The following is a 20,539-nucleotide window of genomic DNA, read 5'->3' as shown; positions in this document are numbered from 1 at the left end:
GGTGCCGGCTAGAGACTCAGGGATAATGGCGCGCTGACAAAAAAGTCCGATAAGCCTGTTATGTGTAACTGCTTCATTGACGCTTCATCACCCGCCGCCAGGAGGCAGCGGGCATCCCTTTAAAAAAGCGACTCATTGCCCCGATGAATAAGTACCTGTTCTCCAGCCTTTGCCTGCTGACCGTCAACCCTGCGCAGGCGGACGACACCGCACCGTCCTTGATGCTGCCCGCCGCGACCATCACGGCCCCTGAAGTCGATAACACTCACATCGACCTTAAGACTGCCACCCGCGCAGGCTCGCGCCTGAACCTCAGCAGCCTTGAAACCCCGGCCAGTGTCGAAAACCTGACCGGCGCGCAGATCCGCGCGCGTGGCGATCGCAGCGTTCAGAACGCCGTGACCCGCACCACCGGCATCAGCAACACGGGCACACCGGGTAACGGCGGCTCTGCGTACTCGGCCCGTGGCTTCGTGGGTGAAGGCTCGGTCATGCAGCTGTATGACGGCGTGCGCCTCTACAGCGGCGCAGGCACTGTGACCTTTCCGGTGGACGATTGGTCGGTGGAGCGTATCGACGTGCTGCGCGGCCCGGCCTCAGTACTGTACGGCGAGGGCGCGACAGGCGCGGTGATCAACGTGATCCCGAAAAAGCCGTTCATGGGTGACATCGAAAACCACGTGCGCCTCGGCTACGGCTCGTATGACACCCGACAACAAGCGCTGGACAGCGGCGGCTCACTGACCGACACCCTGAGCTACCGGCTGAACCTCAACCACACCCAAAGCAACGGCTGGATCGACCATGGCGATTCAGAAAACACCTTCATCAGCGCTGCCCTGCGCTGGCAGGCCACTGACGACCTGACCTTCACCCTGAGCCACGACTACGGCGACCAGCAACCGCAGAACGACTTTGGCGTGCCGTTGATCAACGGCCGCTACCACAAGAGTCTGCGCGACAAAAATTACAACGTGCGCGACGCCAAACTGCACTACAACGACCAGTGGACGCGCCTGAACACCGAATGGCAGATCAGCGACACCCTGAGCGCCAGCAACGAACTGTATTACCTGAAAGCCCAGCGGCGCTGGCAGAACGCCGAAAACCATGCCTGGGATGAGGGCAGCCAAAGCCTGTTGCGCAGTGGCTTTTTCAGCATCAAGCACCATCAGGAGCAGTTTGGCGACCGTCAGACCTTCACCCTGAACCACGACCTGTTCGGCCTGAAAAGCAAAACCCTGGTGGGCATGGAGTACAACCGCATCCACTTCAACCTGCACAGCAATGCGCCCTACAACGATGTCGCACCGGGCGGTCAACCTGTCGACGTGTACCACCCGGACCGTGGCCAGTTCGAGAGCGCATCCCCGTACCGCGATCAATTCACCACCACGACCCGGCAGGTTGCGCTGTTCGCAGAAAATCGCACTACGTTGACCGATCAACTGTCGCTGGTCACTGGCGTACGCCGCGACATCGTGCGCCTGGATCGCGATGACTTCGCCGAAAGCGGCGTCACCACCCGCAGCGACCGTGGCCTGTCGGCCAACAGCTGGAAAGTCGGGCTGGTGTACGAATTGACGCCGGACATGTCGATCTATGCTCAACAGGCCACCAGTGTCGATGGCGTGGGGGGGGTGATCAGCTTGAGCCAACGTCAGCAAAATTTCGGCCTGGCCCATGCGCGCCAGACTGAAGTCGGCTTCAAACAGATGTTCTGGGAGCAGCGCGGCGAGTGGACGCTGGCGGCTTATCACATCGTCAAAAAGGATTTACTGACCACCGACCCCAGTGATTTCACTCGCACCCTGCAAGTGGGTGAACAATCGTCAAACGGCCTGGAGGCTAGCCTCGACCTGCAGCTGCCGAACCGCTGGGCCCTGCAAGCCAACGCCTCAATCGTGCGGGCTGAATACGACAACTTCAACGACGACGGCGTCTCGCGCAAAGGCAATCGCCCCACCGACGTACCGCGTCGCACCGCCAACCTGTGGTTGAGCACGTTCATCACCGACGATGTGAACGCAGGCGCCGGTGTGCGTTATGTAGATGCGCGTTATGCCGACACGGCCAACACTGTCGAACTGCCGAGCTACACCGTGGTAGACGCCACTGTGAGCTGGAATGCCCTGCCCAATACCACCCTGGGGTTGCGCCTGAACAATTTGTTTAATCGCCAGTACGCCGTAACCCAATACAATGGCGGCCAGCAATGGCTCATGGGCGAGCCGCGCTCGTTCTTTGTAACGGCCGATTACGCCTTTTAACGTTTAACCTGGACCCTTATGCCTCGCCTCACCCTCACGCAACTTGCCTGGTCACCTCTGGGTCACGGCCACTGCCATCACCAGTTTCATCTGCGTGACGCCAACCTGCACGTGGCTGCAGGCGAGTTCGTGGGCCTGATCGGGCCCAACGGCAGCGGCAAGACCAGCCTGCTGCGCTGCGCCTACCGGTTCAGCAAACCCGAGGCGGGCACGGTTCATCTGGAGCAGCACAACCTTTGGCAACAATCTCCCCGTTGGTGCGCGCAACGCATCGCCGTGGTACTGCAAGAGTTCCCGGATGCCTTCGGCCTGACGGTCGATGAAGTGGTCGCCATGGGCCGCACCCCGCACAAAGGGCTGTTTGACGGCGACACGGAAGCCGATCGCCAGTTGGCGCAAAATGCCCTCGCGTCCGTGGGCTTGCACGGTTTTGAAGACCACGCGTTTGCCACCCTGTCGGGCGGTGAAAAACAACGCGTGATTCTGGCCCGCGCCTTGACCCAGCAACCGGACCTGTTGATCCTCGACGAACCGACCAATCACCTCGACCCGCGTTATCAGCTCGAGCTGCTGCAATTGGTCAAACGCCTGAACATCGGCACCCTCGCCAGCATTCACGACCTGAACCTGGCTGCCGCGTTTTGTGACCGCCTGTATGTGATTAACCATGGCCGGATCGTGGCCAGCGGCACACCTCGCGAAGTGCTGACGGTTGATATGTTACGCGCTGTGTTTGGCGTCGAAGCCCTGATCGATGACCATCCCCTGTCCGGCTACCCGCGCATTACCTGGATAACCCAACCATGAACCTGATCCGCCTCATGCTCTGCTTGAGCGTTATGTGTGCCGCCCAGCTGGCCCAGGCCGAAGCCACGCATTACCCGTTAACGGTCAAAAGCTGCAACCGCGACGTGACCTTCAATGAAGCCCCCAAACACGCGGTCAGCCATGACATCAACATGACCCAAATGATGCTCGCGCTGGGCCTCAAACCGCACATGGCCGGCTACAGCGGCATCAGTGGCTGGAAGGCTGTCACTCCCCAGATGAAGGTGATCCTTGAGGGCCTGCCGGAACTGGCGAGCAAGTACCCCTCCGTGGAAACACTGCTCAATGCCAATGTGGATTTCTTTTTCGCCGGCTGGGACTACGGCATGCGCGTCGGCGGAGACCTGACACCGCACACCCTCACGCCGCTGGGCATCAATGTCTACGAACTGACTGAGTCCTGCGCGTTTGTAATGAAACGCCCGGCAGCCAGCATGGAGGACACTTACAACGACCTGCGCAACCTCGGCAAAATTTTCGACGTGCAAGACCGCGCCAACGAGTTGATTGCACACATGCAGCAAACAATTGCTGACGTTCAGAAGGCCTTGCCGGCCTCAAAGCCGCGGGTATTTCTGTACGACAGCGGCGAAGACCGCGCCATGACCAGCGGCCGTCTGGGCATCCCCCATGCGTTGATTGAAGCGGCGGGCGGTAACGACATCCTCAGCGACATCGACGCCAGCTGGACCCGCATCAATTGGGAAACCGTGGTCGAACGCAATCCAGAAGTGATCGTGATTGTGGATTACAGCGAAGTCACTGCGGAGCAGAAACAGCACTTCCTGCAAACCCACCCTGCGCTGCAATCAGTGGACGCGATTCGTCACAAACGCTTCATCGTCATTCCGTACGTGCAAGCCACGCCGGGTATCGACAACGTGCTGGCGATCGAGACGCTTGCCAAAGGCTTTCATCCGCAATGATGACGGGTCGTTACGCACTGCTGCTGACCAGCCTCGGTGCCCTGTTGCTGGTGTCGTGTGTCGTGTCGCTGGGCTTTGGCCCGGCGCGGGTTCCGGTGGAGGTGGTGTGGCACATCCTGCTGAACAAACTGTTCGGTATCGGTGACGTGAGCTGGACGGCGGGGCAAGCGCACATCGTGTGGTTGATTCGCGTCCCGCGCATGTTGCTGGGAGCGCTGGTCGGTGCCGGGCTGGCCTTGATCGGCACCGTGTTGCAAGCCGTGACGCGTAATCCGCTGGCTGACCCGCACCTGCTGGGCGTCACCAGCGGCGCTACGCTAGGCGCCGTGATCGTGGTGTTGCACGTGGGCGAGATCGTCGGTTTGCTGACCCTGCCCATCGCAGCCTTTATTGGCGCCTTGCTCAGCATGCTGCTGGTACTGGCCATCGCTAGCCGCCACGGGCGACTGGACAGCGATCGCCTGCTGTTATGCGGCGTGGCGGTATCGTTTGTGATGATGGCCGTGGCCAATACACTGCTGTTTTTGGGCGATCATCGCGCCAGTTCCGCCGTACTGTTCTGGATGCTCGGCGGCTTGGGGCTGGCGCGCTGGGAACTGCTGGCCATTCCCAGCGCCAGCGTCTTGCTGGGGCTGGTTTTGCTGCTGGGAATGGCCCGTCCGCTGAATGCTTTGATGGCCGGTGAACAAACCGCCGTCACCCTCGGCCTCAATGCCCGCAATGTGCGACTGTGGGTCTTTCTGATTGCTTCGCTGATGACCGGTGTACTGGTGGCCATCAGCGGTTCGATCGGCTTTGTTGGCTTGATGATCCCGCACATCGCACGCCGTTTGATCGGCGCAGAACACCGACGCCTGCTGCCGGTGTCAGCCTTGCTGGGCAGCGTGTTTCTGGTGTGGGTCGATGTGGCCGCTCGCACCTTGATCGCCCCGGAAGACTTGCCCATCGGAGTGGCCACCGCAGCCATAGGCGGGCTGTTCTTTATCGCGTTGATGCGCAAACGCTAAAGCTCGTCGTGCCACGGCGCTGACGGGATTTCCAGGGTGCTCGCTGCGCCCTGTTGCAGCTTGCTGGCATCGTCCCAGTCAAACGGTGTTTGCTGGGTTTGGCCGGTGATGGTGAGGCTCTGGGCGACATCGCCCTTATGCGGCCAGGTCGGGCTGATTACCACCACACTCAACGTTCCGCTATTAAGGACACGCGTCAGTAACTCGCTGGGTTTGAGCGTCGGTGGAACGTATTCCTCGTAACGTCGAGTGGTGCGGTCCGGTTGATAGTTCTCCGCGAAATACCCCTCATAGGTAAGGTTCGATCCACTGATCGGCTGGCAGAGCTGCTGTGTCGCCGCCGAGGTGCCACGCGTGTATTTCAACAGCGCGCCATCATCGGTCGAGTGGTAGATCGTCGCAAAGCTGTTGTCGCTGTCATAGGTTTTTAAAAGGTCGGTGGCGTAGCAAATATCCACTGGCCAAAACATGTTGTTGAGCAAGTTGTTCTCAAGCCTGCTGTAGGACGCCTGGAGTGATGGCGCACGAGAAAACACCAGGTGTTTGCGCGTATAGCCCGCTGCAAAAACCGGTAGGGGGTGCAACTGGCCGTCCACGTGTTTGTGGGTGAACAACAGGGTTTCCGGAGCATTGGCCACCTCCCCGCCCGTGAGGGGTTCTATGGCGACAAAGGTGTTGTAGTCAGACGTGCCCAATATGGCTGCGACCAGATTTAACGCGTTGGGGTGCGCAATGCTCGAGTTCACATAGCGGGCGGCATCGTCGGCATGGGCGAAAACAGGGCTCAACGCAAAGCGCCGGGTCTGCGCGACCGGCATGGTCACCGGTTTACGGTAAGGCAGCCAACTGGCCGTGACGGTCCCCGGGGTGCTCCAGAGCGGGCTTTTAATCAACACATCAAGCTGACCGCTGGCTGCCACTTGATAGACATAATTGGTGACATGCAATGCGCCGGTCAGTATGTCGGTCAGCAACGGGCGGCCCCAGTCGCGAAACAGACCGGAGGTCAATTGCAGCCGCAGGTTAACCGGGACATACCTGAGTAGCGCGCCTTCATTGGTGGACAGGTACAGCGGCACCTCGCCCGTAAACGCGCCACGCTGCTGCTTGACCATACTCACCAGCCCCAACCCGTCTGCGAAGTCGTCAGGCGTCACAAACCCCAACAGCGTATTGAGGTTGCGCACCTCTCTCACTTCCCAGGGGGTCGCTAAATAGGTTGCCGGGGCACCCAGATAGACCGCATGAAGCTTGAACCCCGAAGGCAGGGTGTTATTTCGCTCAGCGTGTTCACGCGGGAAAACGCGGTCCAGTAATAACCCACCGCCCTCCATCGGCAACGTCGCGACAAACTCGTCGCTGTGGACGCTTTTCAAAATAAATCCAAATTGGCGCTTGTGGCGTGCCCCCATGTGGGTATGTGCATACCGGGCCGCGTCACGGGACTGTGTAAATACAGGGCTTAACGCTGGCTGGACAGTGGCCTGCTGAACGTCAACGGGTGCAGGCGAGGGCTTCCATTGCGGGGTGATCCTGGCAGGTTGCCCCCATAAAGGACTCCCCTCGATCACGTACAGATCACCGGTTCGCACCACTTGCCCCACGTACTCGGTCGGCTTAAGCGTATGGGTGCGCAATTTGAGCTGCAGCGTGTTGTGGCGCACGTTTTGCGGGTTGGCCGCCGGCGGTGCTAGCCGGGCAAGGAACTTCTTTTCGCGATCAGAGCCACTGGGCACGTACTTGAGTAGCGCGCCGTCCGGGGTGGACAAAAAGCGAGCCGCCGCCCAGTCACGGTCCTGGATAGCGGCGCACAGCTCATGCGGTTCAAACATATTGGCGTACAGCTGTTGCTCAACGTCCGGCGTCGACAACATCGAGTGCTGCGCGTGATGAGCATGATAGAACGCCACAACGCTTGCGCCTGCCGGTGTCAGGTCAAGGCGTTCGCCGGGGATGATGCCCGAGGGATCGAAGGTTTCATTGCGCCCTGCCAGAGGCTCGGTCGCCACAAATCGCCTGTCGAGCCGTTGGAAGATCAGGCCACCAAAGATGCGGTCTGTCCGGGCTGAGCGCCTTATTTTCTGATGGACATAACGGGCGGCGTCTTCAGCCGTTGCAAATGAAGGGCTCAAGGCTCTGCGACGCAGGCGCGCATACGGCGTCCAATCCGGCTTGACCTGACCCGGCTGCCCCCAGACATCGCTGTGGTACACCACCTGCAAGGTGCCCATTTGCGCCAGCCCGCGGATATAGGCAGTGGGCGTGACATGACCGCTCAACAGGTCGCGCTTAATTGCCAGACCGCCGCCTTCGGCCACGCTGAGCAGGCGCACGTAGGGTTCTTCGGCAAACGTCGAAGAGGGTTGATACGTCAGCAATGCACCATCACGTACTGTGATGTACAAGGGCAACGGCGGTATTGGCCGATCAAAACGCAGGGCTAGCGCCAGGCGCAGGCTGTGCGCCAGCGCGCCGGGCTCGATAAAGCGCTTGTACACCTGAGCCTGTTGAGCCGGAACCTGAGCCGGGTCGTGGTACAGGCTGTCGCAGTAATACTGGGCAATCACATCCAGATTTCTGGGTATGACCACGGCACCCGCTGCGTTAAAGGTAAACACACCCTCAGGGGAGAACGGAGTTGGCGCACCGACTACCGGCTCGGTGGCCAGGTACTGCTCCTTATCCTGGTATTTAAGGATGTAGCCATATTGTTGCTCAGGCTGTTGATACTGACGCAACCGGGTGAATTTCACGGCCTCCAGTAGCGTTGTGAAAACCGGGCTGTAAGCAGGTTGCTGCACGCGTTTGCTCGGCGCATCAATGCCGGCAGCCGGGACGTAAATGCTGAAATCGGCCCCCACCTTTCCGACTTTCCATCCCCAGATGTCGTTGGTTTGGATAACGCTCAGTTCGCCCGCCGCTGACAGTTCGTGCACATATTCGATCAGGCGCTTGGCCCTGATGATTCCTTTTTGATAGGCCTGCACCAGGGCGTGCTCCGCGTCAGACCCACTGGGCACGTATTTGATCAGCGAACCATTAAGCCCGGATAAATAGCCCGCCCGCGCAAACCCTCGCATGCCGACGGTGAAGATCACATCGGGCGGCGAAAAGAAATTCATCGAGGTCTCAACAGACTCTTTCGACCAACTCGGAAAGTACCTTTTAACCTCTTCGTAGTTATTGGGATGGGAATGATAAAACGCGTAGCAGGTGTAGCCCGGCGGGTGCAGAAAATTATTGTCCGCATCCGTCGAGAGCACCCGGGCATGCTGGAACATCCGGCTTTCGCCCTGAACCGGCAAGGTCGCCAGAAACAACCCGTCCTGACGCTGCAAGATGACTCCGCCGTACTCCACCTCACGCCGGTCACCAATCATTTCGTGGGCATATCGGGCCGCGTCATCAGGGTAAGCAAACGGCGGGCTTAACGCAGGCAGCGGCACAGTCTTGGCCGCTGTACCGCGCTCCACGCGCTCGTGAAAAAACTGGCTCACTTTCACACTCCTTGAATCAGATGGTTGAGCGCAACGCCGTTGCGCCTTCCCATCATCAAGAGCGGCCCTGAGCGCAGGTCATATTTAATTACTTAAATGGCGCGTCCCTGCAAAACGCTCTGTTTCAGGCAGCGGTTCACTGCCTGCGCGCCTTCATCGGGCAAAGCACCATGGCGGCGCATCGGCGTGCACGCGGGTTGGTTGCAGGCGCTGTCGTGGTGCGAAAAAAGGCTCACTTTGTGTGCAACCCCCTTATTCAGAGGGCTTTAGCAATCCGGCACAGCCCTTGCTACAGCCCTTGGCAGTGCAGGTATTGGCTCGCCAACCATCAGAACTCTGGAGATCGCACCATGAAGCGTCGCAGCTTGATCAAAGCTTTCACCCTTACCGCCTCAATCGCAGCCATGGGCATGAGCTGGACGGTCCACGCAGCCGAGACCATCAAGGTCGGCATTCTTCATTCGCTGTCCGGCACCATGGCGATCTCCGAGACCTCGCTCAAAGACATGGCGCTGATGACCATTGACGAGATCAACGCCAAAGGCGGGGTGAACGGCAAAATGCTCGAAGCGGTAGTGGTCGACCCCGCCTCCAACTGGCCCCTGTTTGCTGAAAAAGGTCGCCAACTGCTGACCCAGGACAAGGTCGCCGTGGTGTTCGGCTGCTGGACGTCAGTGTCGCGCAAGTCGGTGTTGCCGGTGTTTGAAGAACTCAACGGTTTGCTGTTCTACCCGGTGCAATACGAAGGTGAGGAAATGTCACCCAACGTGTTCTACACCGGCGCCGCGCCCAACCAGCAGGCCATCCCGGCCGTTGAATACCTGATGAGCGAAGACGGCGGCAGCGCCCAACGGTTCGTGTTGCTGGGCACTGACTATGTGTACCCGCGCACCACCAACAAAATCCTGCGCGCGTTCCTGCACTCAAAAGGCGTGGCCGACAAAGACATCGAAGAGGTTTACACCCCGTTCGGCCACAGCGATTACCAGACCATCGTGTCCAACATCAAAAAATTCTCGGCCGGCGGCAAGACCGCAGTGATCTCCACCGTCAACGGCGACTCCAATGTGCCGTTCTATAAAGAGCTGGCCAACCAGGGCATCAAGGCCACCGACGTGCCGGTGATTGCCTTCTCGGTGGGCGAAGAAGAGCTGCGTGGCATCGACACCAAGCCGCTGGTGGGCAACCTGGCCGCGTGGAACTACTTCCAGTCGGTGGAGAACCCGGTCAACCAGAAATTCGTCGCTGACTGGAAGGCCTATGCCAAGCAACACAACCTGCCGGGCGCCGACAAAGCCGTGACCAACGACCCGATGGAAGCCACCTACGTCGGCATCCACATGTGGGCGCAAGCCGCGGAACAGGCCAAATCGACCGACGTGGACAAGGTGCGCGAGGCGCTGGCCGGACAAACCTTCGCGGCACCGTCGGGTTACACACTGACCATGGACAAGACCAACCACCACCTGCACAAGCCCGTGATGATTGGCGAAATCCAGCCCGACGGTCAGTTCAGCGTGGTCTGGCAGACCGACGGCCCGATCCGTGCCCAACCCTGGAGCCCTTACATCCCGGGCAACGATAAAAAGCCGGATCACGCGGTGAAGGGTAACTAACCACAATAAAGCCCCTCTCCCCGATCCACTCCCGCTGGGAGAGGGAGCCGCGCTTACAGGGACACTCACTATGCCCACCGTCTTTTACCGTTTTATCGTCGCCTGCCTGCTGCTATTGCCCGCAGGCGCGTATGCCGATGACGCCAGTGAGTTTGCTGGCGCCAATCTGCCCATGCAGGTCAAGTTGCTTGAAGGCTGGGCGGCCCAACCCGACCCGGCCCGCATCGCACTGCTCAGCGAACTGCAAAGTGGGCAGGTCACCGTCGATGGCCAGCCCAAGACCGTGCGTTTGAACAACCGTCTGCGCGCCTTGATCGACAACGCAGTGGCCAGCCATCAACTGCTGGCGGCTGATCCCCAACAGCGCCTGAATGCCGCGCGACAGGTGCAGAAAACCGCGAAACCCGCCCAGCTTGCACTGCTCAATCGTCGCCTGACCCTCGAAACCGATGACGATGTGCGCGCGGCCTTGAGCCTCGCATTGGCCAATCTGCAACTGGTGGACGCCGACCCCGCCGTGCGTCTGGCAGCGGTGCGTCTGCTGGGTGAAACCGGCGAGCCGCTGGCCCGCACGCGACTTGAAACCCTGCTGCAACCGGACGTTGAAACCGATCACGGCGTGCGCACTGCGGCCGAAACCAGCCTGGCGCAAGTCACACGCAAGCTGCTGATTGGCGACCTGCTGGGCCAGGCGTTCAGCGGCTTGTCACTGGGCTCGATTCTGCTACTGGCGGCCCTCGGGCTGGCGATCACATTTGGCCTGCTGGGGGTCATCAACATGGCCCACGGCGAAATGCTGATGCTCGGCGCTTATTCCACGTATGGCGTGCAGTTGCTGTTCCAGCGTTTCGCACCCGGCGCCATTGAGTTCTATCCGCTGCTGGCACTGCCGGTGGCGTTCTTCGTCACCGCCGGGGTGGGCATGGTGCTGGAACGCACGATCATTCGTCACCTCTACGGGCGCCCGCTGGAAACCCTGCTCGCGACTTGGGGCATCAGCCTGATCCTGATTCAACTGGTGCGCCTGCTATTCGGTGCGCAGAACGTCGAAGTGGCCAACCCCGCATGGCTTTCGGGCGGGGTTCAAGTGCTGCCCAATCTGGTGTTGCCGTTCAACCGGCTGGTGATCATCTGCTTCGCACTGGCCGTGGTGTTCCTCACCTGGTTGTTGCTGAACAAAACCCGTCTGGGGCTCAACGTGCGTGCCGTCACCCAAAACCGCAACATGGCCGCTTGCTGCGGCGTGCCCACCGGGCGCGTGGACATGCTCGCCTTCGGCCTTGGTTCGGGGATTGCCGGACTGGGCGGCGTGGCCTTGAGCCAAGTCGGCAACGTAGGCCCCGACCTGGGCCAGGGCTACATCATTGATTCCTTTCTGGTGGTGGTGCTGGGCGGTGTCGGCCAATTGGCGGGCACGGTGTACGCGGCGCTGGGACTGGGCATCGCGAACAAGATTCTCGAGCCGCAGATCGGCGCCGTACTCGGCAAAATCCTTATCCTGGGGCTGATCATTCTGTTCATTCAGAAACGCCCGCAAGGCCTTTTCGCGCTGAAAGGACGGGTGATCGACTGATGAATCAGCCATTGCTAATGACCGCGACACAAAAAGCCGGCCCGACCGCAACGGCAGTGATCGGCGCTGTTGTTCTAGTCATCCTGCTGGCCATGCCGGTGCTGTCGCTGCTGCCTGCCGACAGCCCGTTTCAGGTATCGGCGTATACCTTGACGCTGGTGGGGAAAATCCTCTGTTACGCCATCGTCGCCCTGGCACTGGATCTGGTGTGGGGGTACGCCGGCCTGCTGTCATTGGGCCACGGACTGTTTTTCGCCCTCGGCGGCTACGCAATGGGCATGTACTTGATGCGTCAGGCGGCGGGCGATGAACTGCCTGCCTTCATGACTTTCCTGTCGTGGACCGAATTGCCGTGGTATTGGGTGGGCACCGAGCACTTCGCCTGGGCAATGTGCCTGGTGGTACTGGCGCCGGGTTTAGTAGCGCTGGTGTTCGGGTTCTTCGCGTTCCGCTCGCGCATCAAGGGCGTGTACTTTTCGATCATGACCCAAGCCCTGACGTTCGCCGCGATGCTGCTGTTTTTCCGCAACGAAACCGGTTTTGGCGGCAACAACGGCTTCACCCACTTCCGCTCCATTTTGGGCTTCGGCATCACCGAACCCGGCACCCGCGCGACGCTGTTTTTCGCCACAGTGCTGCTGTTGGTCAGCAGCCTGTTGCTGGGCTGGCGCCTGGCGCGCAGCAAATTCGGACGCGTGCTGACCGCCGTGCGAGACGCCGAAAATCGCCTGATGTTCTGCGGCTACGACCCGCGTGGTTTCAAGCTGTTCGTGTGGGTCTTGAGCGCGGTGCTGTGTGGTCTGGCGGGTGCGCTGTATGTGCCGCAAGTGGGGATCATCAACCCCGGCGAGATGTCGCCCACCAACTCCATCGAAGCCGCTGTGTGGGTGGCATTGGGCGGGCGCGGCACGCTGATTGGCCCGTTACTGGGCGCAGGCGTGGTCAACGGCATGAAGAGCTGGTTCACCGTGGCCTTCCCCGAATACTGGCTGCTCTTCCTCGGTGCGCTGTTTATCGTCGTCACGCTGTACCTGCCCAAGGGTGTCATCGGGCTATTGAAGAAAAGGGGTGATCAATGAGGAATGTCTTGCTCGAACCCATGCTCGACCCCAACAAGGATCAAGGCAGCAGCCGCGATGCCATTGGTCTGGGACAGACCGCTGGCAAGGGGCTCGACACCCGCCACGGCACGATCCTGACCCTTGAGGGCATCAGCGTCAGCTTTGATGGCTTCAAGGCACTGAACAACCTCAACCTGTACATCGGGGTCGGCGAGTTGCGCTGCATCATCGGGCCTAACGGCGCAGGCAAGACCACGATGATGGACGTTATCACCGGCAAGACCCGCCCCACTGAAGGTCAGGCCTGGTTTGGTGAAACCCTCGACCTGCGGCAGATGAGCGAAGTGCAGATTGCCCAGTCGGGGATTGGCCGCAAGTTTCAAAAACCCACGGTGTTCGAAGCGCTGAGCGTGTTCGAAAACCTGGAGCTGGCGCAAAAAACCGACAAGTCGGTGTGGGCCAGCTTGCGCGCCACACTGACCGGCGAACAAAAAGACCGCATCGACGAGGTGCTGCAAACCATCCGTCTCGCCAACGCGCCGCATCGCCCGGCGGGGCTGTTGTCCCACGGGCAAAAACAGTTTCTGGAAATCGGCATGTTGCTGGTGCAAGACCCGCAGTTATTGCTGCTGGATGAGCCTGTGGCGGGCATGACCGACGCCGAAACCGAGTTCACCGCCGAGCTGTTCAAAAGCCTGGCGGGCAAGCATTCACTGATGGTCGTGGAGCACGACATGGGCTTTGTGGGTTCGATTGCCGACCACGTCACCGTGTTGCATCAGGGCAGTGTGCTGGCCGAGGGTTCGCTGGAGCACGTGCAAGCCGATGAACGCGTGATCGAGGTGTATCTGGGCCGTTGAGAGAGCAGGCACAGATCGGCGTCGTCAAAAGGGGATCAAACATGTTGAAGGTTGAAAAACTGCATCAGTTCTACGGCGGCAGCCACATCCTGCGCGGCTTGTCGTTTGAGGCCAGGGTGGGCGAAGTCACGTGCCTGCTGGGCCGTAACGGCGTCGGCAAAACCACCTTGCTTAAGTGCCTGATGGGTTTGCTGCCCGTCAAAGAGGGTGACGTGCGGTGGGAAGACCGGCTCATCACCTCGCTCAAACCTCACCAAAGGGTTCATGCCGGCATCGCTTATGTGCCGCAGGGCCGGGAAATCTTCGGGCGTCTGACGGTGGAAGAAAACCTGTTGATGGGCCTGTCCCGCTTCCCCGGCGCCGAAGCCAAAGCCGTACCGGCGTTTATCTACGAACTGTTTCCGGTGCTGCTGCACATGAAGCATCGGCGCGGCGGCGATTTGTCCGGGGGGCAGCAACAACAGCTGGCGATTGGCCGTGCATTGGCCAGCCGCCCGCGGCTGTTGATCCTCGACGAACCCACCGAAGGCATCCAGCCCTCGGTCATCAAGGAAATCGGCACCGTGATCAAGCAATTGGCCGCACGTGGGGACATGGCGATTTTGCTGGTGGAACAGTTTTACGACTTTGCCGAGGAGCTGGCCGATCAGTATCTGGTGATGTCACGGGGCGAAATCATTCAGCAAGGCCGGGGTGAAAATATGCAAACAGACGGTGTACGTGGCCTCGTGACGATTTAATCTGTAACCCTTTATTGCCAAGCTGAGCCCCTATGAATTTACCCGCCAACACTGCCCTGTTTACCCCCAACTGGCTTGCCGAGCTGGAGCTGGGCTATGGGCGTTTTGGCGACAGCACACGCCCGACCCTGCGCCGTCACCTCGGCCCCTTGCGCGTGCAAAAACACCTGTACGCCGAAGGGCCACAGGTGTGCCAACACATCATCGTGCACCCGCCTGGCGGGATTGCCGGTGGCGATCAGCTCGATATTCGCGCCAGCGTCGGCCCTGACGCCTGGGCCCAGCTCACCAGCCCCGGCGCAGCAAAGTGGTACCGCGCCGCAGGCCCGGCCTATCAACGTGTTGAATTAAAGGTCGCGGCGGGGGCCACGCTGGAATGGTTGCCCCAAGAAACCATCGTCTTCAGCGCGGCGCAGGCCGAACTGAGCACCCGCATCGAACTTGAAGGCAATGCACGCCTGTTTTACTGGGACATGATTGCGTTGGGCAGGCAGGCCAGCGGGGAACGTTTCGAGCACGGGCACTTTCAATCGCATCTGGATATCCGCCGTGATGGCCAGTTGCTCTGGCATGAGCGCCAGCGCATTGTAGGCGGCGACGGCCTGCTGGACTCGCCCATCGGGCTGGACGGCAACCCAGTGTTTGCGACGCTGCTGGTGACCGGAGAGGTCAGCCCTGAACGGCTTGAAGCCTGTCGCTCGCTGCCTCACCCGGTACGCGGCGATCTGACCCAACTGCCGGGCTTGCTGGTGGCCCGCTGCCTGGCGGGCGAAGCGTTACAGGCGCGCAGCTGGCTGATTGATCTGTGGCGACTGCTGCGCCCGGCCCTGCTGGGCCGTGAAGCGGTTACACCACGAATATGGAGTACCTGAAGTGCCCTTGCCCCAGCGCTCTTCCTATGGGAACGGGGCATAAGGATCGCTACTTTTTAACTGCCGAACACGGACCCTTACATGGACCTGACCCCACGCGAAAAAGACAAGATGATGATCTTCACCGCAGGCCTGCTGGCTGAACGAAGGTTGGCGCGCGGCGTGAAACTCAATTATCCGGAAACCATTGCCTACATTTCGGCCGCCTTGCTTGAGGGCGCGCGCGACGGCAAAACAGTCGCCCAGCTCATGCATGAAGGCACCACCCTGCTGACGCGCGAGCAAGTGATGGAGGGCATCCCGGAAATGATCCCTGACATCCAGGTGGAGGCCACGTTCCCGGACGGCACCAAACTGGTCACCGTCCATCAACCCATCGCCTGAGGCCGAGCCATGTCTTACGTCATTCGCGATGCAATCCCGGCCGACCTGCCGGCGATACGCGAGATCTACAACGATGCCGTGCTCAACACCCTGGCTATCTGGAACGAACAGACCGTCGACCTGCACAACCGCGAGCAATGGTTTGAAGCCCGGCAAAAACAGGGCTACCCCATCTTGGTGATTGTGGACGACGCCAACGTGCCTTTGGGCTACGCCTCGTTTGGCGACTGGCGCCCGTTTGAAGGGTTTCGCCACACGGTCGAGCACTCGGTCTACGTACACCCCGATCAGCGCGGCAAACGCCTGGGCCCGCAACTGCTCGCGGCGCTGATCGAGCGTGCCCGCAGTGGCGGCAAACACGTGATGGTCGCCGCCATTGAAAGCGCCAATGCCGCGTCGATTCATGTGCACAAACAACTCGGTTTCGTGACCTGCGGCCGCATGCCGCAAGTGGGGATCAAATTCGGCCGCTGGCTTGACCTGACCTTCATGCAACTGATGATCAACCCCGGCGCCCTTCCCCCGCAGGAGCACGCTCAATGAGCCACGAGCAGGTGTTACAGGTCACCCCGCAAACCTTCAATAACTACCGGGAAGGGCTGATAGCCCTGCTGGTCGATGCCGTGCACCACGGCGCTTCGGTCGGCTTTATGGACGATCTGGACGTGCCGCAGGCCAGCGCTTACTTCTGCGAGGTGCTGAGCCAACTGGAACAAGGCAGCCTGTTGCTCTGGGTGCTGGTCGAAGATCAACGGGTGCTGGCCAGCGTGCAGCTGGCCCTGTGCCAGAAAGCCAATGGCCTCAACCGCGCCGAAGTGCAAAAGCTGCTGGTACTCAACGAAGCACGCCGCCGGGGGCTGGGCCAGGTATTGATTCAAGCGCTGGAAAACGGCGCGCGTCAGCAAAAACGCGGTTTGTTGCACCTCGACACCGAGGCCGGTTCGCCCGCTGAAAATTTCTACAGCGCATTGGGCTACACCCGCGTCGGCGAGCTACCCAACTACTGCCGCAGCCCCGACGGCCATTACAGCCCGACCGCCATCTACTTCAAAACCTTGAGTGAACCGCAATGATTCCAGGCGAATACCGCATCGAATCAGGGGATATCGAGCTAAACGCCGGCCGACGCACGCACACCCTGAAAGTGTCCAACCGTGGCGATCGGCCGATTCAAGTCGGTTCGCACTACCACTTCTTTGAAACCAACGATGCGCTGATGTTCGAGCGCGGCGAAAGCCGGGGCATGCGCCTGAACATTCCGGCTGGCACCGCCGTGCGTTTTGAACCGGGCCAGAGCCGCGACGTTGAGCTGGTTGAACTGGCCGGTCTGCGCCGGGTATTCGGCTTTGCCGGGCGGGTCATGGGCGATCTGGACTGACAGTGGCATTGGCATGTAAACGCCCGCTCGCCGCCCTCGGCAGCAACCGGGTTTGACTTAACGCTCAGGAACGCATCATGAAAATATCCCGCCACGCCTATGCCGATATGTTCGGCCCGACTGTAGGTGACAAGGTTCGTCTGGCTGACACGGAGCTGTGGATTGAGGTCGAGCAGGATTTCACCACCTACGGAGAAGAAGTGAAGTTCGGCGGCGGCAAAGTGATCCGAGACGGCATGGGCCAAAGCCAATTGCTGGCGGCCGAGGTGGTGGACACGTTAATCACCAACGCGCTGATCATCGACCACTGGGGCATCGTCAAAGCCGACGTGGGCCTGAAGAACGGCCGCATTCACGCCATCGGCAAAGCGGGCAACCCGGACGTGCAGCCCAATGTCACCATCGCCATTGGCGCCAGCACCGAAGTAATTGCCGGTGAAGGCATGATCCTCACGGCTGGCGGCATCGACACCCACATTCATTTCATCTGCCCGCAGCAGATCGAAGAAGCGCTCAACAGCGGCGTAACCACCATGATCGGCGGCGGCACCGGCCCGGCCACCGGCAGCAACGCCACCACCTGCACCCCTGGCCCGTGGCACATGGCGCGCATGCTGCAAGCGGCAGACGCGTTCCCGATGAACATGGGGTTTACCGGCAAGGGCAACGCGAGCTTGCCGCAACCGTTGATCGAACAAGTCGAAGCTGGCGCCATCGGCCTCAAGCTGCATGAAGACTGGGGCACCACCCCCGCGTCCATCGACAACTGCCTGACCGTTGCCGACCAGTACGACGTGCAGGTGGCGATTCACAGCGACACCTTGAACGAATCCGGCTTTGTGGAAACCACCCTCGCCGCCTTCAAAGGCCGCACCATTCACACCTATCACACCGAAGGCGCGGGCGGCGGCCATGCACCCGACATCATCAAGGCCTGCGGCCTGACCAATGTACTGCCCAGTTCCACCAACCCGACCCGCCCCTTCACCCGCAACACCATCGACGAACACCTCGACATGCTGATGGTCTGCCATCACCTCGACCCGAGCATCGCTGAAGACGTGGCCTTCGCAGAAAGCCGTATCCGCCGCGAAACCATTGCCGCCGAAGACATCCTGCATGACCTCGGCGCATTTTCGATGATCAGCTCCGACAGCCAAGCCATGGGGCGCGTGGGAGAAGTCATCACCCGCACCTGGCAGACCGCCGACAAGATGAAGAAACAACGCGGCCCGTTGCCGGAAGACGCGATTGGCAACGACAACTTTCGTGCCAAACGCTACATCGCCAAATACACCATCAACCCCGCTATTACCCACGGCATCAGCCATGAAGTAGGCTCGGTCGAGGTGGGTAAGTGGGCCGACCTGGTGCTGTGGCGCCCGGCGTTTTTCGGGGTCAAACCGACATTGATTCTCAAAGGCGGCGCGATTGCGTCGAGCCTGATGGGTGACGCCAACGCCTCAATACCGACGCCACAGCCGGTTCACTACCGACCGATGTTCGCCAGCTACGGCGGCTCGCGTCACGCCACGTGCCTGACCTTTATCAGCCAGGCCGCAGCCGAAGCGGGCGTGCCTGAAACCTTGGGCCTGAAGAAACAGATTGCCGTGGTCAAAGGCTGTCGCGATGTGCAAAAGACCGACCTGATCCACAACGGTTACCTGCCCGACATTGAAGTCGACCCGCAGACTTATCAGGTCAAGGCGGACGGCGTGTTGCTGTGGTGTGAGCCGGCCGACGTGTTACCGATGGCGCAGCGTTACTTCCTGTTTTGAACCTGCACCCCGGCCGTGAAAGGCACTGCCCTGCACAAGCTTTGCCCTTCACGTGACGAAACAAGCCAGCGGTAGTACTGAAGCGCGCTATTAGGCGCTAATATGCCTCACCTTTTTTGACTACCGCTCTTGCAGCAAGGTGTTTGGGCATGCGCCTTTCCGAATTCATCGTGCAAAACGCCAATCGTATCGTCGATGAGTGGGAGCGCTTTGCCGAAACCATCACACCTGCGGCCGAGAACATGGACAGCGTGGCCTTGCGCGACCACGCCAAAGCCATTCTGTTGGCAGCCTCGCGTGACATGACCACTGCGCAAACAGCCAGTGAGCAACAAGCCAAGGCCGAAGGCGAAGGCCCGGATAAAACCCCGAGCCTGGACGAGGCAGCCGCCAGCCATGGCGAGTTGCGTCATACCGTCGGTTTCGATCTGGTGCAAATGACGTCCGAGTTCCGGCACTTGCGCGCGTGCGTCATCCGGTTGTGGGTCGATAGCCTGCAAGCCCCGGAACATGAGCACTTTCAAGACATGATCCGCTTCAACGAAGCCATTGATGAAGCGCTGGCCGAATCCACGGCCGCGTATGCGGACCAGGTCAATCGCTCGCGGGATATCTTTCTGGCCATTCTGGGCCACGACCTGCGCGCCCCGCTGCAAGCAGTGAGCATGTCCACCGAGATGCTGGAGCGCAAAGCCAAGCTCGACGCCGACGCCTTGAACTATGTGAGCGCCATCAAAAACGGTGCACGCCACATGGGCTCAATGGTCAGTGATCTATTGGCATTTGTACGCAGCCGTCTGGGCAGCCAGCTCCCGATTGAACCGGTGAAGCTGGATCTGGGCGAGGCCTGCCACGCGGCCCTGGCCGAAGCCTGTGCCGGTCAACCGGACTGCGAGCCCGTATTGACGATTGACGGGCCGGTAGAGGGTGAGTGGGATCGCGGTCTGATTAATCAGTTGCTGCAAAACTTGATTGGCAATGCGCTGCAACATGGCAGCAAAAGCCGCGTGGTGACGGTGACTCTGACTGGCGGTGCAGAGCAGGTTCTGCTCTCGGTCCACAACCGCGGCACGCCCATTGATGAAAGTTCACTGGCGACCTTGTTTGACCCGCTGGTGCGCAGCCCGAGTGAAGACCTGAGCGTACCGGGCACCTCGACCAGTCTGGGTCTGGGCCTGTATATCGTCAAAGAGGCGGTCAGCGCCCACAGTGGCACCATCGAGGTCACATCGACCCTCGCTGAAGGCACAACGTTTACCGTGGTGCTGCCCAAAAAAGCTTGAGACAGCGCACTGTTCGGCAGCGACGACACGCCGGGGCATCGACCCCGTGTCGTCGCCGTCGAGGAACAACTGCGCCGCCGATGGCCCGGCAATGCTGCAGCCACACCCGCAATTACCTCGTTGCCAAGGGTGCGCCCACAGACCGGTCACACGTTGGGATTACTGCCCACAAACCGCCCCAATTGCTGCTTCAAACGGCGGTTTTCCGACCGCAGGTGCTGCACTTCGTCGAGCAGGTCCAACGCCAGCGCAACACCTTCCCATTCCAGTTCAAGGTCCCGGTGCAGCTTGGCTGCACGCTTTGCGATGACCAGTTCATAGTCTTCAAAACGCCACGCCTCCGGTGCGTGGCCCTGAGGTTCGATAATTCCGTGTTCGACGATCTCTATCACGTAAGTGGCCGGTAAATTGGCCTCTTCGCAGAACCTTTCCATGTCCAGCTGAACGATCAGGGTGCTGCTCATGA

The 20,539-nt window shown here is 60.3% G+C and carries 18 protein-coding genes; 16 read left to right on the top strand and 2 right to left on the bottom strand.

The annotated features are described in order from the left end of the window. Positions 1-143: 143 nt before the first annotated feature. Genes CJF39_RS02505 through CJF39_RS02490 form a run of 4 tightly spaced genes read left to right on the top strand, consistent with a single transcriptional unit; the run spans position 144 to position 5,031 of the window. Positions 144-2,270 (top strand): TonB-dependent receptor, encoded by a 2,127-nt coding sequence (locus CJF39_RS02505; protein WP_094992014.1) that lies wholly within the window; start codon positions 144-146, stop codon positions 2,268-2,270. An 18-nt stretch (positions 2,271-2,288) separates the two neighbouring features. Continuing rightward, entirely contained in the window at positions 2,289-3,077 is a 789-nt protein-coding gene (locus tag CJF39_RS02500) for an ABC transporter ATP-binding protein (RefSeq protein WP_094992013.1), read from the top strand. Next, positions 3,074-4,024 carry an ABC transporter substrate-binding protein gene (locus CJF39_RS02495; protein ID WP_094992012.1) on the top strand — a complete coding sequence of 317 codons (951 nt, stop codon included), beginning with the start codon at positions 3,074-3,076 and terminating at the stop codon, positions 4,022-4,024. The genes CJF39_RS02500 and CJF39_RS02495 overlap by 4 nt, the downstream gene beginning before the upstream one ends. Continuing rightward, a complete protein-coding gene (locus CJF39_RS02490) occupies positions 4,021-5,031 on the top strand; it encodes a FecCD family ABC transporter permease (RefSeq protein WP_094992011.1) in 1,011 nt (336 codons plus the stop codon). The genes CJF39_RS02495 and CJF39_RS02490 overlap by 4 nt, the downstream gene beginning before the upstream one ends. Here the strand turns inward: CJF39_RS02490 and CJF39_RS02485 are convergent. Beyond that, positions 5,028-8,528: a DUF4329 domain-containing protein gene (locus tag CJF39_RS02485; protein WP_094992010.1), complete on the bottom strand. Its 3,501-nt coding sequence runs from the start codon at positions 8,526-8,528 to the stop codon at positions 5,028-5,030. The genes CJF39_RS02490 and CJF39_RS02485 overlap by 4 nt on opposite strands. 350 nt (positions 8,529-8,878) lie before the next feature. On the opposite strand from CJF39_RS02485, the gene urtA reads away from it, so the two are divergent. The 12 genes from urtA (at position 8,879) to CJF39_RS02425 (ending at position 20,073) form a co-directional block, all read left to right on the top strand. After that, on the top strand, positions 8,879-10,144 hold the full coding sequence (gene urtA, locus CJF39_RS02480) for an urea ABC transporter substrate-binding protein (protein WP_094992009.1): 1,266 nt from the start codon (positions 8,879-8,881) through the stop codon (positions 10,142-10,144). Between the two features lie 70 nt (positions 10,145-10,214). Next, a complete protein-coding gene (gene urtB, locus CJF39_RS02475; protein ID WP_094992008.1) occupies positions 10,215-11,717 on the top strand; it encodes an urea ABC transporter permease subunit UrtB in 1,503 nt (500 codons plus the stop codon). Further along, on the top strand, positions 11,717-12,796 hold the full coding sequence (urtC, locus tag CJF39_RS02470; RefSeq protein WP_094992007.1) for an urea ABC transporter permease subunit UrtC: 1,080 nt from the start codon (positions 11,717-11,719) through the stop codon (positions 12,794-12,796). Before urtB ends, urtC begins: the two co-directional genes overlap by 1 nt. Then, positions 12,793-13,638: an urea ABC transporter ATP-binding protein UrtD gene (gene urtD / locus CJF39_RS02465; RefSeq protein ID WP_094992006.1), complete on the top strand. Its 846-nt coding sequence runs from the start codon at positions 12,793-12,795 to the stop codon at positions 13,636-13,638. Before urtC ends, urtD begins: the two co-directional genes overlap by 4 nt. A 41-nt stretch (positions 13,639-13,679) precedes the next feature. After that, positions 13,680-14,378, top strand: coding sequence for an urea ABC transporter ATP-binding subunit UrtE (urtE, locus tag CJF39_RS02460; RefSeq protein ID WP_094992005.1), 699 nt, complete (start codon positions 13,680-13,682; stop codon positions 14,376-14,378). A 32-nt stretch (positions 14,379-14,410) separates the two neighbouring features. Continuing rightward, positions 14,411-15,250 carry an urease accessory protein UreD gene (locus CJF39_RS02455; RefSeq protein WP_094992004.1) on the top strand — a complete coding sequence of 280 codons (840 nt, stop codon included), beginning with the start codon at positions 14,411-14,413 and terminating at the stop codon, positions 15,248-15,250. Between the two features lie 81 nt (positions 15,251-15,331). Beyond that, positions 15,332-15,634 (top strand): urease subunit gamma, encoded by a 303-nt coding sequence (locus CJF39_RS02450; protein WP_094992003.1) that lies wholly within the window; start codon positions 15,332-15,334, stop codon positions 15,632-15,634. 9 nt (positions 15,635-15,643) lie between these two features. Further along, positions 15,644-16,177, top strand: coding sequence for a GNAT family N-acetyltransferase (locus CJF39_RS02445; RefSeq protein WP_094992002.1), 534 nt, complete (start codon positions 15,644-15,646; stop codon positions 16,175-16,177). Then, positions 16,174-16,707, top strand: a complete 534-nt coding sequence (locus tag CJF39_RS02440; protein WP_094992001.1) for a GNAT family N-acetyltransferase — start codon at positions 16,174-16,176, stop codon at positions 16,705-16,707. The genes CJF39_RS02445 and CJF39_RS02440 overlap by 4 nt, the downstream gene beginning before the upstream one ends. Further along, positions 16,704-17,012, top strand: a complete 309-nt coding sequence (locus tag CJF39_RS02435) for an urease subunit beta (protein ID WP_094992000.1) — start codon at positions 16,704-16,706, stop codon at positions 17,010-17,012. The genes CJF39_RS02440 and CJF39_RS02435 overlap by 4 nt, the downstream gene beginning before the upstream one ends. Before the next feature lie 77 nt (positions 17,013-17,089). Beyond that, positions 17,090-18,790: an urease subunit alpha gene (ureC, locus tag CJF39_RS02430; RefSeq protein WP_094991999.1), complete on the top strand. Its 1,701-nt coding sequence runs from the start codon at positions 17,090-17,092 to the stop codon at positions 18,788-18,790. A gap of 149 nt (positions 18,791-18,939) precedes the next feature. Next, positions 18,940-20,073: a sensor histidine kinase gene (locus tag CJF39_RS02425; protein WP_094991998.1), complete on the top strand. Its 1,134-nt coding sequence runs from the start codon at positions 18,940-18,942 to the stop codon at positions 20,071-20,073. Positions 20,074-20,219: 146 nt separating this feature from the next. Here CJF39_RS02425 and CJF39_RS02420 read toward each other — a convergent pair whose 3' ends face one another. Continuing rightward, positions 20,220-20,537 (bottom strand): chaperone modulator CbpM, encoded by a 318-nt coding sequence (locus CJF39_RS02420; RefSeq protein WP_094991997.1) that lies wholly within the window; start codon positions 20,535-20,537, stop codon positions 20,220-20,222. Between the last annotated feature and the right edge of the window lie 2 nt (positions 20,538-20,539).

Origin of the sequence: Pseudomonas lundensis, assembly GCF_002269125.1 — a bacterium.
In the GTDB taxonomy this organism is placed as follows: domain Bacteria; phylum Pseudomonadota; class Gammaproteobacteria; order Pseudomonadales; family Pseudomonadaceae; genus Aquipseudomonas; species Aquipseudomonas lundensis_A.
This window is presented reverse-complemented; position numbering and strand designations above follow the sequence as displayed.